Source organism: Bacteroides sp. HMSC067B03 (assembly GCF_001811315.1).
GTDB lineage: Bacteria > Bacteroidota > Bacteroidia > Bacteroidales > Bacteroidaceae > Bacteroides > Bacteroides faecis.
The window spans coordinates 46,618-64,604 of sequence record NZ_KV804514.1; the positions used below are offsets into that span (position 1 = coordinate 46,618).

The 17,987-nt window shown below is 43.0% G+C and carries 14 protein-coding genes; 4 read left to right on the plus strand and 10 right to left on the minus strand.

Annotated elements, in window-relative coordinates:
- Nucleotides 1-116 precede the first annotated feature (116 nt).
- The 4 genes from trxA to HMPREF2794_RS27215 all read right to left on the minus strand — a co-directional run bounded on the left by trxA (nucleotide 117) and on the right by HMPREF2794_RS27215 (nucleotide 4,627).
- The gene (gene trxA, locus HMPREF2794_RS27200) at nucleotides 117-611 is read right to left on the minus strand and encodes a thioredoxin (RefSeq protein ID WP_070753227.1); all 495 of its coding nucleotides are present in this window, start codon (nucleotides 609-611) and stop codon (nucleotides 117-119) included.
- 296 nt (nucleotides 612-907) lie between these two features.
- On the minus strand, nucleotides 908-2,407 hold the full coding sequence (locus HMPREF2794_RS27205; RefSeq protein ID WP_010538712.1) for an L-lactate permease: 1,500 nt from the start codon (nucleotides 2,405-2,407) through the stop codon (nucleotides 908-910).
- 153 nt (nucleotides 2,408-2,560) lie between these two features.
- Nucleotides 2,561-4,015, minus strand: a complete 1,455-nt coding sequence (locus HMPREF2794_RS27210) for a DUF3868 domain-containing protein (RefSeq protein ID WP_070753253.1) — start codon at nucleotides 4,013-4,015, stop codon at nucleotides 2,561-2,563.
- Between the two features lie 24 nt (nucleotides 4,016-4,039).
- A complete protein-coding gene (locus HMPREF2794_RS27215; RefSeq protein WP_070753229.1) occupies nucleotides 4,040-4,627 on the minus strand; it encodes a DUF3575 domain-containing protein in 588 nt (195 codons plus the stop codon).
- A gap of 245 nt (nucleotides 4,628-4,872) precedes the next feature.
- Here HMPREF2794_RS27215 and HMPREF2794_RS27220 point away from each other — a divergent pair, with 245 nt between their 5' ends.
- The 4 genes from HMPREF2794_RS27220 to HMPREF2794_RS27235 all read left to right on the plus strand — a co-directional run bounded on the left by HMPREF2794_RS27220 (nucleotide 4,873) and on the right by HMPREF2794_RS27235 (nucleotide 10,934).
- The gene (locus HMPREF2794_RS27220) at nucleotides 4,873-6,417 is read left to right on the plus strand and encodes an acyl-CoA carboxylase subunit beta (protein WP_070753231.1); all 1,545 of its coding nucleotides are present in this window, start codon (nucleotides 4,873-4,875) and stop codon (nucleotides 6,415-6,417) included.
- Nucleotides 6,418-6,429: 12 nt separating this feature from the next.
- Nucleotides 6,430-7,941, plus strand: a complete 1,512-nt coding sequence (gene accC, locus HMPREF2794_RS27225) for an acetyl-CoA carboxylase biotin carboxylase subunit (RefSeq protein WP_070753233.1) — start codon at nucleotides 6,430-6,432, stop codon at nucleotides 7,939-7,941.
- Between the two features lie 11 nt (nucleotides 7,942-7,952).
- The gene (locus HMPREF2794_RS27230; protein WP_070753235.1) at nucleotides 7,953-8,477 is read left to right on the plus strand and encodes an acyl-CoA carboxylase biotin carboxyl carrier protein subunit; all 525 of its coding nucleotides are present in this window, start codon (nucleotides 7,953-7,955) and stop codon (nucleotides 8,475-8,477) included.
- A 90-nt stretch (nucleotides 8,478-8,567) separates the two neighbouring features.
- Nucleotides 8,568-10,934 carry a PAS domain-containing protein gene (locus HMPREF2794_RS27235; RefSeq protein ID WP_070753237.1) on the plus strand — a complete coding sequence of 789 codons (2,367 nt, stop codon included), beginning with the start codon at nucleotides 8,568-8,570 and terminating at the stop codon, nucleotides 10,932-10,934.
- A gap of 100 nt (nucleotides 10,935-11,034) precedes the next feature.
- On the opposite strand, the gene bioD is transcribed toward HMPREF2794_RS27235, so the two are convergent.
- The 6 genes from bioD to HMPREF2794_RS27265 all read right to left on the minus strand — a co-directional run bounded on the left by bioD (nucleotide 11,035) and on the right by HMPREF2794_RS27265 (nucleotide 17,922).
- Nucleotides 11,035-11,682 (minus strand): dethiobiotin synthase, encoded by a 648-nt coding sequence (gene bioD, locus HMPREF2794_RS27240; RefSeq protein WP_010538705.1) that lies wholly within the window; start codon nucleotides 11,680-11,682, stop codon nucleotides 11,035-11,037.
- On the minus strand, nucleotides 11,679-12,464 hold the full coding sequence (gene bioC, locus HMPREF2794_RS27245; RefSeq protein WP_010538704.1) for a malonyl-ACP O-methyltransferase BioC: 786 nt from the start codon (nucleotides 12,462-12,464) through the stop codon (nucleotides 11,679-11,681). The genes bioD and bioC overlap by 4 nt, the downstream gene beginning before the upstream one ends.
- Before the next feature lie 9 nt (nucleotides 12,465-12,473).
- Entirely contained in the window at nucleotides 12,474-13,133 is a 660-nt protein-coding gene (locus HMPREF2794_RS27250) for a DUF452 family protein (protein ID WP_010538703.1), read from the minus strand.
- Nucleotides 13,130-14,284, minus strand: a complete 1,155-nt coding sequence (locus HMPREF2794_RS27255; protein ID WP_010538702.1) for an 8-amino-7-oxononanoate synthase — start codon at nucleotides 14,282-14,284, stop codon at nucleotides 13,130-13,132. Before HMPREF2794_RS27255 ends, HMPREF2794_RS27250 begins: the two co-directional genes overlap by 4 nt.
- Nucleotides 14,285-14,309: 25 nt before the next feature.
- Nucleotides 14,310-16,724: an adenosylmethionine--8-amino-7-oxononanoate transaminase gene (gene bioA / locus HMPREF2794_RS27260; protein ID WP_055269006.1), complete on the minus strand. Its 2,415-nt coding sequence runs from the start codon at nucleotides 16,722-16,724 to the stop codon at nucleotides 14,310-14,312.
- Nucleotides 16,725-16,815: 91 nt separating this feature from the next.
- Nucleotides 16,816-17,922 (minus strand): DUF4421 domain-containing protein, encoded by a 1,107-nt coding sequence (locus HMPREF2794_RS27265; protein ID WP_055269005.1) that lies wholly within the window; start codon nucleotides 17,920-17,922, stop codon nucleotides 16,816-16,818.
- Nucleotides 17,923-17,987: the final 65 nt, after the last annotated feature.

Below are 17,987 nucleotides of genomic sequence, written 5' to 3' on the forward strand. Positions count from 1 at the left end.
TTCAATCTGATACCATATCGGAAAACATAAGAGTGGTTTATATACAATTAGCCCTCTATTAACCTTAAAGTACTAATAGAGGGCAACTACTTATCAAGAAAAAAGTTGAAGTTAGTTTATTTAGCTTCGTTGTTCTGTTTTAAAAGAAATTCGTCAATTGCTTTTTTTAGTTGGTCTTTCGGCAGCGCTCCTTGTGAAATTCTCGGCTCTTCCTTCATAGGGATCATCAGCAGGGTTGGAATACTGCGGATGCCGAATGCGGCAGCCAATTCCTTTTCTTTATCTACATCGATCTGATAGATATCTACTTTACCACTGTACTCCTTGCTAAGTTCTTCGAGAACGAGGTGAAGTGCTTTACACGGACCGCACCAGGTTGCGTAAAAATCAACGATTGCAGGTCTGCTTCCTTCAAACTTCCACTCTTTCGGGTTGGCTTCATAGTTATATACTTTCTTCAAGAAATCGGCTTTATTTAATGATACTACTTCCATTTTATTTTCCTCCTTTGTTGGTTCGTTACTCTTTTTATTTTCTCCGCTGTTTCCTGCGCAAGCTGTGCTTGCCAGTACAATAGCGAAAGCACTCATTAAGTTTTTTATTAGTTTCATATTCTTTTTCTTTCTATTTGTTATTTCTGATGCAAAGATAGGGTGATTGTAGCACTTGAGAAATGGCAATTTGGCTGGAACACTTGGCTAAATTTCCCACAGACAGTTACTGAACGCTAAAATTTGTCTTTTATTCTTTGGAAGGGATGAAAATTAGCATTGTTTTGGTCGCTCTAAAATAGGGCATTCAAACATGGTGACGCTATCCTGTTGTTATAGCGTCACTATGTATATAGGATAGCGTCACTATATCAACAGGATAGCGTCACTATAATTCTGTTCTCATTTTCAGGAGATTAACTGAAGATATAAACGATAATTCCGGTAATTACCACATAAGCCAGTGCATACGGGATAGCGGCTTTTAGAATTTCTCCTTCCTTTCCTTGTTGGTTTCCGGCAGAAGTTGCGATAGCAATACTTTGCGGAGAAATAATTTTACCACCTGTAGCACCTACTGTATTTGCAGCTGATAACCAGTCCGGACTGACATGGATCTGTCCGGCGACACTGGCCTGTAATTTTCCGAAAAGGATGTTGGATGATGTATCACTTCCCGTGATAAAGGTTCCTAAACATCCGATGACCGGAGCAAACAGCGGATACAAACTTCCGGTGGCGGTAGCCAACGCCGAAGCAATAATAGCAATCATTCCCGAAGCATCCATAATGGTGGATAACCCGACGAGACAAATTACTGTAATGAAGGTTTTCTTCAATTGTTTTACGGTATTCCAAAGTACAATGAACAGTTCTTTAACTTTCGCTCCCTGTATTAAGCCGCCGATAAAAGTACCAAGGAAAAGTAGTACACCTGCATGAGTCAGCCAAGAGATAGTATAGTTCACAGTGGAAGCATTGATAGGCAAGCTGATTCTTGTAATCCAGTTATTTTCTAATGTACTTCTCAATTCCGGGAAAAGCGGACTGGTGAGGATAATCAGGAATAAAATCAGTAAATAGATGCTCCATGCATTGAGTATGTCTTTGGTTCTCAGCGTACTTTTTCGTTCTTTTTCTTCTTTGGACGCAGTCAGCTTCCCATAGAGGACAATGACAATGATCGAAAGAATACTTCCGATGATGGCAGGTGACTCTGCTCCCATGTATCTGGCAGCCAGATATTGTCCGGCCAGAGAAACACCTCCGACTAATAAAGCCAGAAATATATTCTTAGGAAGAGCCTTTAATTTAGGATTAGTGAGGAAAAGCAAAACTAAAGGAATAAGGAACATAAGTACTGATAATTGCAATACGACATTGGTACTAAGATGCAGTACGTCCAGATTTGTTTCCTTTGCCAATACTAATACCGGAGTTCCGATTGCTCCGAAAGCTGTTGCTACGCTGTTGGCTATCAGGCTGACTGTAGCCGAGAATATCGGCTTAAATCCCAGACTGATAAGAATCGCTGCCGGGATGGCAACCGCCGTTCCGAATCCTGCCATCGCCTCCAGTAATCCTCCGAATCCCCATGTCAGTAATAACACCTGAATGCTTTTGTCTGTAGAGATAGAAGTGAACTGCTGTTTGATGATCTCCATTTTTTCTGTTTTCAGCAATACGTTGTAACTGAAAATAGCCATCAGGATAATGATTAAAATAGGAGAGACTGCTTTTAGCGCTCCATATAAAAAGGAATAAAACAGGTTATCTACGGAAAAAGCAAAGCCGAAAAGAGCGATTAACATAGTTACAATTAACGAGATAATACTACTTTTGTCTCCGGACATTTTGAAGAACGCCATCAATACAATCAATAGCAATACCGGAATAATAGCAAGGATTAGTGTCATAATTCTAAATTTTAAATAGTCAACTCCTGGTGAATATCTATATAACAAAACAAAATGCGGTTTTGATGGATGAATGACTAATCATTTTATACAAAAAACGGATTGTCGACCAGACAACCCGTTTTTTATTTGTTTTTAATGCGAACTCTTTTGCTACTTGCTCATTTTCATATTCATGATTTGTTGCAACTGCTTTAAATTGGCTTGGGCAGCTTCATTTCCTAGTTTGGCAGCTTGTTCGAATGCTGCCATAGCACGTTGGATGTCTCCATTTAAGAAATTATACACTCCCGTATTGTTGAGGAACTCAGCAGTGGTATGGTCTGCTTTTTCCATATATTTTAATGCGGTATTGATATCTTTCTGTGAAAGGGCGACAGCTGCTGCATTCAGATTGGCTACTGCATCGGTCGGATACATGCGTACAGCAATATCAAATACATCTACAAAGTCTTTGCTGCCTTTCGGATAACTATTGGCGACCTGGTACATCTCATTCAGACTCAGATATTTCGGATTTTCCCGGATGATGATACGTCCTTGTTCTACATCGAAGTTAACTACTGTATAGTCAATCTTGCAATTCACTTTACGCAATCCCGGATAAATTTCTTTCAGCATGGTGCGATAAGGAGCTCCCCCGCCTACTTTCATGATTTCCTGTTTGCGTTTCACATCGTTCGTAGTATTTTTGATAATATTCAGGAATGTTTCTTTATCCTTCATAGAAGAAGATTCGAGTGCTTTCACTAGTCCATCCCAGTTTTCACCGCCAAAAGTCACCTTATACAGTTTGGCGGGTGCCTTTTCCTTCTTAACGAGATAATCTTTCAGAGCTTCCGCACGTTTTTTGGATAGCTGTTCGTTGAAGGCCAGTGGTCCTTCGGGAGAAGCAAATCCTTCAATGCTGATACTTTGTACAGTCAGATTCTTGTCATTCTGAATTTTGTCAAACATAGAATGAATGTTCACCAGTTCGGAGTGGTTGTTCATGAAGTCAGTAAGGATAACAGATTTATTGACAGGGAAATCCAGATGCGCTTCATATTGTTCGCTACGGTTTTTTACCACCTCTATTGTAGGCTGAATATAAGCCACAATAGGCGACATGGCACTCAATCGTTTGGCTTCGGTTGATACGTCATTGGTTATCAGTTCCTGTGCATTCATTTCCTGATAATTGCCGCATCCGCATAGATTCTCAACAAGTTGTAAAGAAGCGTTTGCCATCCACGGTTGGTAAGGTATGACTTGCGTATAATTAAATGTTTCTCTTTTGTTATAAGGAACAATGATAGCGGTAGGTTCCTCTTTGCTGATTGCCAATCCACGGATGTATGCTTTTTCACGTCTTTTCCCATTGACAATAATTTCTTGAAGCGGAACATTATGCTGTCCGTCCGTCAGTAGGGGGATAAGGCTTAAACTGCGTGCCGAGCCTATAGTCAGGTCTTTCATATCAACCGTCATGCCGACATAAAGAGAGTTTCCTTGTTGCCATAAAGATACATTCGAAAGTGTGAGCGCATCATTCAGAAATTTCTGTGCATGAGTCGGAAGTATGGTGGCTGCAAGAGCTATAAATAGATAGATAAATTTTCTTTTCATCATTGTAAGTTTTAGAAAGTTCGATTATTTGATGACATAAATGAAACTGAGGCCGATTTTGGTCGGACCGAAATAATTGCGGCTATTGTGCCCGAGTTTTTCACCTCCGTCTCCACGGGCATATTTATCATATTTCAGGCGGGCGTAGCCAACGCCGATGGTTGCTTCCATGCTCCAGCGTTTACTGATAATCCATTGGTATCCGTAAGAGATACCGGCTCCATACAGACTGCCGTCATAACGGTCATGTCCCATTCCGAATATATTCAGATTGCTGACATTCATTTCTCCATAATGTCCGTGCAAGCCGAAGAAGCTTCCGTTGAAACGTTCGCAGAGCCAGTAGCGCAATTCCGGTTGAACGAGCCAGTGTTTGATCTGGCGGTCGTCGCCAAATTTCCACGGATTATAGTTACCGGATACATCAAGAGTGATTTTCTTTGCCAGCCCGACTTCGAATCCCAGATTAGGAGTGGTGGTTGCCCAATAAAGGGCATTAGTCTTGATGGCGAATTTGGGTAGATAGGTTTCATTCCGTTGTACTTGGGCATGCACGCTTGTACCCAATACGAGCAGGAAACCGGCTGCTAATAAAAGTTTAATTGTTCTCATTTTTGTTAGGGTCTAGGTTTTATTAAAATGATATGCGATAAACACATGATTGTGTGACTTTGTTGTGGAAACCCGAAAAAAATAATAATAGGCCGCATCCGCCATAAAGATGTTTAAGGGCATAAATGCTAACAAATTCAGCAAATGATACGTTTACTATATAAAAAGACCTTTGTGTAATCAATATGACAACAATTTAATTTATTACTGCTTATTTTTACACATAACATTTATACAAACAGCCTATGAAAGAGCTTATCAAGAACCTGGAAGAACTGAACAGGAAAGCTGAAAAGGGTGGTGGAGACGCCCGGATCGAAAAACAGCACTCTGTGGGCAAGCTGACCGCCCGTGAACGCATTGATTTACTTTTGGAGAAAGGATCGTTTATCGAACTTGATAAACTGGTAACTCATCGGTGTACCGATTTCGGTATGGAGAAACAGAAATTTTCCGGTGACGGGGTGGTGACCGGTTACGGAATGATCGGCAAACGGCTGGTCTATGTTTTTGCACAGGATTTCACAGTGTTTGGCGGAGCTCTCTCGGAGACACATGCCAAGAAAATCTGTAAAGTGATGGATATGGCAATGCAAATGGGGGCCCCCATTATCGGACTGAATGACTCCGGCGGTGCCCGTATTCAGGAAGGAGTCCGTTCATTGGCAGGATATGCAGAGATTTTCCTGCGCAATTCCATGGCTTCGGGAGTAATTCCCCAGATCAGTGCTATTATGGGGCCGTGTGCCGGTGGCGCAGTTTATTCTCCTGCGTTGACCGATTTTATTCTGATGGTAAAAAAATCCGGTTATATGTTTATCACCGGTCCCGATGTAGTAAAGAGTGTGACACAGGAAGAAGTAAGTAAAGAAGAGTTAGGCGGGGTAGGTATCCACATGACAAAATCGGGTGTGGCGCATCTGTCTGCTGAGAATGATATCGAATGTATCAATTACATCCGTGAACTTATTTCCTATCTGCCGGGAAACAATATGGAAGAGCCACCTTTCGTTGTTACCAACGATTCGCCGACTCGCCTGATACCGGAACTTTCTGACTTGGTGCCTGCCAATCCAAATCAGCCCTATAATATAAAGGAGATGATAGAAGCAGTTGCCGACGATAACAACTTCTTTGAACTTCAGTCTGAATTTGCTGCGAATATCGTTACCGGATATATCCGTCTGAACGGAAAGACGATTGGTGTAGTGGCCAATCAGCCGCTGGTGCTGGCAGGGACACTGGATATCAACGCTTCTATAAAAGCCGCCCGTTTTGTCCGTTTCTGTGATGCTTTTAATATACCTCTTCTGACTCTGGTCGATGTGCCGGGATTCCTTCCGGGAGTTGATCAGGAATATGGCGGTATCATTCGTAATGGTGCGAAACTGCTTTATGCTTATTGCGAAGCCACCGTACCGAAAGTTACTGTTATCACTCGTAAGGCCTATGGAGGTGCTTATGATGTCATGAGTTCCAAGCATATTCGTGGTGATGTCAATCTGGCTTTCCCGACTGCCGAAATCGCTGTGATGGGACCGGATGGAGCAGTGAATATTCTTTTCAAGAAAGACATCGAGAAGTCACAAACTCCCGAAGAAAGGCGAAAAGAACTTCAGAGTGATTATCGTGAAAAGTTTGCGAATCCTTACCGTGCAGCGGAATTGGGATATGTGGATGAAGTGATTGATCCTGCCGTGACCCGTTTGCGTCTGATACGTAGCTTCGAAATGCTGGCCAACAAACGTCAGTCAAATCCACCTAAGAAACACTCGAATATTCCACTTTAAGAAAAACAAGTTATGATAAAGAAAATATTAGTTGCCAATCGTGGAGAAATAGCCATGCGCATCTTCCGTACATGCCGGGTGATGAATATTTCGACAGTGGCCGTTTACACACATGTAGATCGGGGAGCCTTGCATGTCCGCTATGCGGAAGAGGCTTATTGCATCTCCGGCTCGCCCGAGGATACTTCTTATCTGAAACCGGAGTTGATACTTTCCATTGCCAAGAAGACCGGTGCGGCTATTCACCCGGGATATGGGTTCTTATCAGAGAATGCCGACTTTGCCCGCCGTTGTGAAGAAGAAGGAGTGATATTTATCGGTCCCGGTGCCGACATTATTGCTAAGATGGGAATCAAGACCGAAGCACGCAAAATAATGCGTGAAGCAGGACTGCCTATTGTACCCGGAACCGAAACTCCTGTGCAAGGCATTGAAGAAGTAAAAAAAGTAGCCAAGGAAGTGGGCTATCCCATCATGCTGAAAGCGCTTGCCGGAGGAGGTGGAAAAGGAATGCGCCTGGTCCGCACCGAAGAAGAAGTAGAAACAGCCCTTCGTTTGTCCCAATCCGAAGCAGGTACTTCGTTCGGTAATGATGCGGTTTATATAGAGAAATATATAGAGAATCCGCACCATATTGAGGTGCAGATTATGGGAGATAAATACGGTAATGTGGTCCATCTGGGCGAACGCGAATGTTCCATTCAACGGCGTAACCAGAAAGTGATTGAAGAATCTCCGTCTCCGTTTGTGAAAGAAGAAACCCGTAAGAAAATGCTGAAGGTAGCTGTGGAGGCGTGTAAGCGAATCGGTTATTATAGTGCCGGAACATTGGAATTTATGATGGACAAGGATCAGAATTTCTATTTTCTGGAGATGAATACCCGTTTGCAGGTAGAACATCCTGTGACGGAGGAATGTACAGGTGTCGATTTGGTACGTGACATGATAATGGTAGCTGCAGGCAATCCATTACCATATAAACAAGAAGATATTAAATTCAGCGGAGCTGCTATCGAATGTCGTATTTATGCGGAAGACCCGGAGAATAATTTTATGCCTTCTCCCGGGGTGATTACTGTTCGTGAAGCTCCCGAAGGCCGTAATCTCCGTTTGGATAGCGCTGCCTATGCCGGATTTGAAGTCTCCCTGCATTATGACCCGATGATCGCCAAGCTCTGTTGCTGGGGACGTACCCGCGAATCTGCTATCTCCAACATGGCACGTGCCTTGCGTGAGTATAAGATTCTAGGCATTAAGACAACGATTCCTTTCCACCAGCGTGTGTTGAAGAATGCAGCCTTTCTGGAAGGAAAATATGATACGACATTCATTGACACCCGTTTTGATAAAGAAGATTTGAAACGCCGTCAGAATACCGATCCGACAGTTGCCGTGATTGCTGCCGCTGTGAGACATTATGAGAGGGAGAAGGAGGCTGCATCCCGTGCAACCACGCTTCCTGTTGTAGGTGAATCTCTCTGGAAATATTACGGCAAGTTGCAGATGACTGCGAATAACTATTAAAATATAAATATATGAGTACATCATTAGCGACTTATTATGCCAAACTTCTGGATATGCCGGATAGTGAATATAAGGTAGAGATTCTGGAAGACGGACCGATCAAGAAGATAGCGGTCAACGGTAAGATATACGAGGTCGATTACAATATGGGAGGCGACTCTATTCATTCGATTATCATCGATCATCACTCTCATGGAGTGCAGATATCTCCTTCTTCCAATAATTCCTATACGATCATGAATAAGGGAGAACTTTATCAGATAGAGTTACAGGGAGAGATGGAGAAAATACATAATGCCCGTGCCGGTACGGAAGCTGTGGGACGACAAGTGGTACAGGCTCCGATGCCGGGAGTCATCCTGAAGATATATGTAAAGAAGGGGGATACAGTGAAACGGGGAGATCCGCTTTGTGTATTGGTAGCAATGAAAATGGAAAACGAAATTCGTTCGACCACAGACGGAGTAGTGAAAGAAGTCTTTGTAGAAGATAATATGAAGGTCGCTTTGAATGACCGGGTTATGGTGATTGAATGATTCTTTTAAAAATAAAGGTGTTTTACGTACTTATCTCAAAACTTTTCTTTACTTTTGGCAGATAAGTACGTATTTACATCTTGATGTCTTATGGATAGCGAACAAACAAAAGAAGCATTAGAAGAAGAATTAGAGTTACTCAGAAAAGAAAATGAGCAACTGAAGCGACAACTTCTATCTCTTGAACAGAAAAAACAGACAGAAGAATGCACTGCCAGTTTTCAGGAAAGGTATGCTGTCAGAATCTTGAATTCTTTACCGGATATGTTAACTGTCTTCAACAACGACGAAGTAGGGATTCAAGTGGTGTCCAATGAAGAAACCAATCATGTCGGAATATCCAACAAAGACTTTGAAGGAATGCGTATGTGTGACATGGTACCTCTGGAAGCTTATCAGAATATCCACTCGAATATGCAGAAAGTGATTGCTACAAGAACTGTTTCGGCAGCGCATCACGATCTGGATTTCAATGGCTCCCATCATTATTACGAGAACCGTATCTTTCCGTTGGATGAAGAACATGTACTGATCATGTGTCGTGATATCACAGAGCGGGTGGCTACCCAGCGACAGTTGGAGGTGTTCAAGAGTGTACTCGACAAGGTTAGTGATAGTATTCTTGCCGTATCGAGTGATGGAACTTTAGTATATGCCAATAAACAATTTATAGAAGAGTATGGTGTCACCCAGCAAATGGGTACACAAAAGATATATGACCTGCCTGTCTCCATGCGTACACCGGAGCTTTGGGAAGCCAAGCTGAAAGATATACGCGATAATGGTGGCAGTTTTTCGTATCGCGCGGCGTATGTGCGTAAAGGTGAAGAGAAAGAAAGGGTGCATCAGGTTTCTACCTATTTGACCAAAGAAGACGATATGGAACTTATTTGGTTTTTTACTCAGGACATTACAGATGTCATCAAGAAACGGGATGACCTTCGGGAATTAAATCTATTGTTGGACGGCATTCTGAATAATATCCCGGTTTATCTGTTTGTGAAAGATCCCGAAGACGACTTCAAGTATCTGTATTGGAATAAAGCTTTTGCCGAACATTCCAAGATTCCGACATCCCGGGCCATCGGGCATACGGACTTTGAAATCTTTCCTGAACGTGCGGATGCCGAAAGATTTCGCAGAGACGATCTGGAGCTGATTCGTACGCATGAACGAATCGAAATGCAGGAGACTTATGTGGCAGCTACCGGAGAGACTCGTATCGTGCAGACTTTGAAAGCACTCGTACCTATGGAAGGGCGTGAACCGCTTTTGATAGGCATATCCTGGGATATCACTAATTTCCAGAATATCGAGCAGGAATTGATTAAGGCACGTATCAAGGCTGAGCAGTCCGACAGGCTGAAAACTGCTTTTCTGGCAAATATGAGTCATGAAATCCGGACACCTCTGAATGCGATTGTAGGTTTCTCTAATCTGTTGCCTTCTGCCGAAAATGTGGAGGAGGAGAAGCTTTATTCCCGTATCATCAATCAGAATTCAGAGATATTGTTGCAGCTAATCAATGATATTCTGGACTTGTCGAAAATAGAAGCGGGCACGCTGGAATATGTCAAACAGCCCATGAATCTGGGGGAAGTATGCCGCAATATTTATGAGATTCATAAAGGACGTGTACAAGAAGGAGTTACCCTTATTCTGGATAATAAAGAAGATGATCTGATTATTGAAGAAGATCGGAATCGTATTATGCAGGTTATTACTAATTTTATAACCAATGCCACTAAATTTACTTATGCAGGTGAAATCCGCTTCGGCTTTAAAATAGAGAATCATTGTATTCATGTTTATGTGAAGGATACAGGCATCGGGATAGAGGCGAGTAAAGTGGATCATATCTTTGACCGTTTTGTCAAATTGAATTCTTTTGCACAGGGTACGGGCTTGGGTCTCGCCATTTGCCGGATGATAATAGAAAAAATAGGAGGGGAGATTGGAGTCACTTCGGAAACAGGGAAAGGGTCGACTTTCTTCTTCACCATACCGTATAAGGAGAATTCGGATGAGCATATAACTTTTTCCGATGCTTTTGAAACGAAATATATCAGCCATACTATAAAGAGAATGCAGAAAATCAAAAAGATTCTGGTGGCTGAAGATGTGGACAGTAATTTTGTATTAGTCAAAAACATGATTGGGAAAGAGTATACTTTGCTGTGGGCCAAAGATGGTTTTGAAGCTGTAGAAATGTATAAACGATATCAGCCGGATTTGATTCTGATGGATATCAAAATGCCTCGTATGGATGGTTTGGAGGCTACCCGTATCATTCGTTCGTATTCAAAGGAAATCCCTGTCATAGCACTGACTGCTTATGCCTTTGAGACCGATAAGGAGCAGGCTTTTGAGGCCGGTTGCACTGATTTTGTTACGAAACCGGTATCACGGGAGGCATTGGAAAAAGCGCTGGGAAAATATTCAAATTTAACCATGTAGAATACGGAGACAGAAAACTTTAAAAAGAAACTGCTATTCTATAAAGAAGAATGAATCAGCCTTCTTAAAAAATACCAGTTTCTTTTTCTCAAAACAATATCTATTCTTTTATTTCAGGAACTAATAAAAACTTCGTATCCGGAAAGTATTTTTCCAGCCAAGTCCGGATAAAGTTCATTGTATCATTTTGAATCGTTTTATCTTCCACTGTTGGATAGAGATTATAAAGTACTGTATCCAGAACAATCCCCCGTTTCTGTATGGCTTCAAGGCTCAAAAGTGTATGATTGATGCTTCCCAGTTTGCCGGAAGTAACGAAAATGAGTGGATATTTCTCCTGTGCGATATAATCAATCGTTAAAAGTTTCGTAGTCAGAGGGACCATAAGACCTCCTGCCCCTTCAAGTAAGACATAATCATATCGTTCGCTCAGTATTTCAGTAGATCGTTTGATTTTATCAAAGTTGATAGGTCGATTATCTAATTCGGAAGCCAGATGGGGTGAAGCTGGGTAAGAATATATCTCCGGCATGGTAAGCCCTTCCCGGTCTTCTTCAGTGAAGGGGATTCCCATGATATGACGATGGAGGTCTATGTCTTCGGAGTGACCCACATTCCCGGTTTGGATGAACTTTTGGGTAATTGTCCTTTTGCCATGTTGGTTCCATTCACGTGCCAAGTAGCCGGTCGCATAACTTTTTCCTGCATCAGTATCGATGCCGCTTACAAAATATACATTCTGTTTCATACTTTTTTCTTTTTTGCTATGATATAAATAGGGTGATATGTCAAAGACACAGAAGTGCCTTGTGTAAATTCTTGCGTGTAACGTTCGCAAAAATACTGTAGATCACGACGGGTCCAAGCCTGTCTCTTTTGCTTTGGATAGAAAGAAGAATGTGCTGATAAACTATTTACACCTGTCTGTTTCAGATGATACAATACCTTCATCGGATTTTCGAAAGAGAGGAGAATCAGCTCTTCTTCTGAGTACAGTATATCAAAATGAGGAGACAGGGCAGCTTCAAGTTCTTCTTTTGAACGATAGGGAAGACCTGTTCCGGTAAGCTCACGTATTTCCTTCATATTCTTCTTCCCGAAAGTGCTGAAAGCAAAATAACCTTGACTATGAAGTAGTGTATTGCATCTTTTGAAAAAGTTCTCCGGCGACTCAAACCATTGCAAAGCAGAACAGGAAGTAATTAAAGTACTTTTATCCGGAAAAGGAATCGTTTCTGCATCTCCGGAAAGAAAAGAGACTTGCTTCTCCTTTAATAAATCTTCGCAGCAATATCTCATTTCCGGACACAGATCGTTCAGCAATAACTCTTCCGGACGAAGGGTACGGAGCAGCATTCGGGAATAAACACCTGTGCCGCATCCAAACTCAATCACTTTCGGGCAGGGAGAGAGGATATATTTTTTAAGCAGACGGATCATTTTGTCTGCTATCTGCCGTTGTACGTTTGCTTCACGGGGGTAGGTGGCGATGGCTTTTGAGAAACGTTCCGCAATAATTGTCTTATTCATGATCGATGGTTACTTGATGTTCATAATTACCTCATAAAAAAGTTCCTGCTGATAGTGAGCGGCTTCGACATTTACAAGGGAATCTACTTTATTTCTCCATGCTGTCTCTTGATACTCCGGAAGGAAAATCCGGTCATTTTTCCCTACGATGGCTTTATGCCAGATGAAGTCTGAAGATACCGATGACAGGCATTGTTGCCGGATGGCAGCAAGTTCTTCTTTTAACTCTTCAACCGGACGCTTGGGAGCTATTGTTTGAAAAGCTTTGTAATCGGTGGAAGAGTTACACATTCTTCGCTGGAACTTCTGTAGCGTTTGTTCATTCAATCCTTGCAGGGTACCTTCAAAGACAGATGGCATAATTCCTTTCGTTGCATGTATGGGATAAAGTGTTCCGTTGATGGCGATACTTTGGGAAACAGGCAGGGAAGGATGCTGCTTCATTATCTGCGAGGCAGCCCAAACTCCCATCGACCATGCAATCAGAGTTATTTCGGAATATGCTTGCATCAAAGTAGTATCGAACTCTAACGAGCGATAGTCATAACAAATCATCCAATCACATCCTGCAGGCTGGATGTGAAGAAATGGTGTTTCATCCATTCCCCAGCCGGCAAAGAATAATAGTAGCTGTTTTTGACTGTTATTGATGATAAAATGCTGTTTCATTGGTTTATTATTTCTATTAGTCTGTCGATTTCATTTTCTGTGATGTCCGCTGTCAATGAGAAACGGATACGGGAAGTCCCTTCGGGCACTGTAGGCGGGCGTACAGGCAAAGCGTAGAACCCTTTGCGTTGCAATTCTTCTGCTTTCTTTATGGTATCTTCGCTTGCTCCGACCACCATCGGTACAATGTGGCTGACAGAAGGACACTGATACCCTTTATCGGACAGTGCTTCTTTCAGTTGCCGACTGATTTGCAGCAGATGTTCTCTTTTCTTCCGGAAATCGGTGAGGTGCTTCAGTACCCATGAAGTCCATTGAATCTGGATAGGAGGAAGTGCTGTTGTGAAGATAAATGTACGCATCTTATTGATCAGATACTCCCGGATGATTTGTCGGCAGATGATATATGCTCCGGCAGATGCCGCTGCTTTTCCGAAAGTTCCTATCAGAAAGTCTATGTCGTTGATGCAATTTTGTTCTTCGGCACATCCTAAGCCTTTTTTGCCTCGTGCTCCGAAAGCGTGGGCTTCGTCTACATAAAGAAGAACGTTAGAGTAATTGTGTTTCAATCGTACCAATGCTTGTAAATCGGCTTCATCTCCGTCCATACTGAAGATACTTTCGGTAACGATTATGATCTTCTCATACATACTGTGGTTTTCTTCAAGAAGACGTTGGAGCTGGGGTAAATCATTATGGCGATACCGGATACATTTGGCAGATGATAATCTGATTCCGTCTATCAGGCTTGCATGTACAAGTTTATCCGCAAGTATTAATGTCCGGGCATCGCTGACTGCCGGAAGAATACCTGTATTGGCATGGTATCCACTATTGAATACGAGGGCGCTTTCTGCTCCGAACATAGTGCTTAATTGTTGTTCCAGCTCCTCATAGACAGTGTAGTTGCCTGTCAATAGGCGGGAAGAAGAGGAAGTGGGCAGAAATGATTCAGGGGTGAGGTTCTTTAAGAATTCCTCTCTTAAAGACAAATCATTGGCTAACCCCAGATAATCATTGGATGAAAGGTTCAGCATTCGTTGTCCGTTTACTATCACATCTCTTCCCTCATGAGTCAACTGCGGAAGGGAACGGTAATTCTTCTTTTCTTTTAAAATCAGAAGTTCTTGATTTATGTTGTCTAAAATCATACTTTATACAATGATAAAAAATAAGTTACATCTCGCTTACTATCTTGAGCACTCTGGTAGTTAGTTTACTTAACTGCTCCGGAGCAATGATGAACGGAGGCATCAGATAAACCAATTTTCCAAAAGGGCGTACCCAGATACCTTCTTCTACAAAGCGGCGTTGCATATATGCCATGTTTACTGAGCGTTTTGTTTCGATGACTCCTATGGCTCCTAATATCCGTACATCCGCTACTTGCGCTAACTTGCGGGCAGGAGCCAGTTCCTCCTTTAGCTGAGTTTCAATTCGTTTCACGTTCTCTGCCCAGCAGGAATCGAGCAAGAGCCGGACGGAAGCGCATGCTACTGCGCAAGCGAGCGGATTACCCATAAAAGTGGGACCGTGCATAAAAGCTCCCGGTGCATGATTGGAGATCGTATCTGCTATCCGGTTGCTTGCCAGTACAGCAGACAGCGTCATGTATCCTCCGGTCAGTGCTTTTCCTATACACATGATATCCGGTTCTACTCCGGCATGTTCCCAGGCAAAGAGTTTGCCGGTACGTCCGAATCCTGTTGCTATTTCGTCAAATATCAGGAGAATATCATATTCTTTGCAGAGTTTTTCCGCTTCACGCAGATATTGCGGATGATAAAACCACATACCGCCTGCCCCTTGAACAATAGGTTCGAGGATAAGTGCCGCTAGTTCTTTAGAGTGTTTCTCTATGGTCTCCTGCAAGGGGATGATATCTTCCGGATGCCATTCTCCGTCAAATCGGGAAGAGGGTGCCGGAACAAAATAACGGACAGGAAGCGATGAACCGAAAAGGCTGTGCATTCCTGTTACGGGATCGCATACGGACATTGCATTCCAAGTGTCACCGTGATAACCGGAGCGGATGGTTACGAAATTATTTTTTTCAGGTTTTCCGGCTGCATACCAGTATTGTACGGCCATTTTTAAGGCAACCTCTACTGCTACCGAACCGGAATCCGCATAAAAAATCTTTTGCATGGACGGGGGAACCAATGGCAATAGTAGCTTACCTAATTCGATGGCCGGATCATGCGTCAGTCCTCCAAACATGATATGTGACATCTTATCTAGCTGGTCTTTTGCTGCCTGATTCAGTGTCGGGTGGTTGTATCCGTGCACTGCACACCACCAGGATGACATTCCTTCAATCAATGTCCGTCCATCTTCGAGGGTAATTGTTGCTCCGTCTGCCCGTTTCACTTTATAAACAGGTAATGGATCGGTCGTAGAGGTATAAGGATGCCACAAATGTTCACGATCAAATTGAGAATCCGCGAAATGGTATCCTTCTTCCAGAATCATCTTTTTGTCATCTGAAACCTTCGAACCGAGCGTTGTCAGCAGATCGCCCACAATAGCGGAATTGATGCCGATGAATAGTGCTTTGTGCATGGCTTCGGGAGTGAGTTGTGAACGACCTCCGGCGAAACGCAGGAAAGCGGTGGGATTGATAAAGCGGAACAGGGCAACAGTTCTCAGAATTTCTTCTTCACTCAAGGGCTTTTCACCTTCTAATGGGGTTCCGGGTATCGGACTTAACAAGTTGATGGGAATAGACTGTACATTCAGTTCTGCCAGTGTGAAAGCAAATTCGATACGCTGTTCCATCGTTTCTCCCATACCGATAATTCCACCGCAGCAGATATCCATACCTACCCGGCGGGCAGCATCGAGAGTTGCCAGTTTCTGCTCTTGTGTATGTGTGGAGCAGAGTTTGGGAAAAAAGGAAGGGGCTGTTTCGAGGTTACAGTGGTAGCGGGTGATTCCGGCATCGTGTAGTGAGCGGAGTTCTTCTTCGTTGAGTAATCCCAATGATGCGCAAAGCTGAATTGACGAATGATTCCGCATGAGGCGGACTGTGTCGCAAAGTTGTGTTATCTGTTTGGAAGAAGGTTTTCGTCCGCTGGTGACGAGGGAGAAACGGTTGATGTCTTGACTTTCGTTGTATTTTGCCTGTCGGAGACACTCTTCAGCGGGCAGGAGATCGTAAATCTTGGCTTGGGTCTTGTAGTGAGAGGATTGTGCACACCATTTGCAATTCTCCGGACACCGGCCGGACTTGGCGTTAATGATGGAACACATGTCGAATTCGTGCGAAGCACATGCGATGGTAATCTCGTGCGCGGCGGCATATAGCGCCTCGCTGTCGGCCATGTTGGCCAGCCAAGCGGCTTGGTCGGGCGATATGTCAATGCCTGCCAATACTTGGTCTTTGATTTCTTGAAGTGTCATAAATGTATGATAAGGGATAGTTTGTGCAGCATTCTGCTTGCGAAGAGCCACAGCTACCACATTCGTATGCAGGTGACCGATTTGGAATTCACGTCCCATACTCGCAAAAGCGGCATAGTTCTTTCTGCCCCAATAGCGGAAGCGGGAAAGAAGGGAACGTGTGGTCTGTATGTGGCGTTGTTTCTTCATCAGGTTCTTGTTTTTGAAGTAAAGAACGGGGCAAATGTACAAAGATTCTTTGGATAAGCAAGCAAGTTAATGATTTCTGCTGTATCTGCTTCTACTTCTTTTTTCTGTATTCCTTGCGTAAATTGAGATTGAATCCGACATATACCTGAAGCGTTCCGAATCCATTATCCAGTGAGAAATTATTCCGGTGGTAATTGTAGTTTTTGCCGACAAATGAGGTACCGACGAAATATTTTCCGTTATTATAGACTACTCCCGCACGAATCAGAAAGTCGAGATTAAAATTGCCGTACCATGTCTTTCCTTCGTGGGTTTCTGCATCTACATCGGAAGCTTTATAGGCTATGGCGGGAGTGAGAGACAGGCATGCCAGGCAGTTACGGGCAAATACCCAGTTATAGGCATAGCCAAAACTGATATTGGCATTGGTGTATTTTATATTGTTGACTTTCATGCCGGGATTCATTGTTTCCAGTATGAAATCGGGAAGTTCTGTATAATCAAACTCAAGATTGTGTTTTGAAATGGAAAAACCTGCGATAAACGAACCTGCATTCCGGCGTTGATTGGTTGACTGGCTGAAAGCGGCAGGGTAGGAGAATTTGCGGTTGTTAAAGATATAGTATAGGTTCAGTCCTCTGATATCGACCTTTATTCCGTTGAAGTTCTCGGAGTAATTGGCGGGGATGTCTTCCGGGAAACCGTTGATCTTATGAATTTTGTAGTTATTACCCGTACGACGATAGAAAATGTCTACTCCCAGTTTGGAACTGTATAAGCTTAAGTCAAATTCTGTTCCTTTGTTCCTCCGGTTCGTTTTCCGGTAAATATCGTCCACGTCTACGGACCATCCCAGAAAAATCCATCGCCAGCCAAAGTACAATCCTATTTTGTTATGTGGATTGGGGGAGAAACTCAGCTTTTGTGGTTGTGGCAGATTGCTGGTAACAGAATAATATTCAAAGTTGCTGAAATGTGTCGTCATTAATGCGTAGTTATACCGGTTGGGACTGATGTAAAGTGTGTCGAAGTCACTGAAATTCATGAATTTCTTAATGGCTCTTTTGAAAGCGCTCGGTTGGGCCGGCACCACAGAATCAGCTTGCAGACTATCGTTCATTAGGGTATCTCTCCCTTCAGTTTGAGCCTGTAAGGAGAGTGACAGAAACAGAAAAAGAGATAGAACAATTTGTTTCATCCTGTGATTTTTCGTTGCTATGATTGATACTGTTCGTTTCACGAATGTACTACCTTTCGTTGATT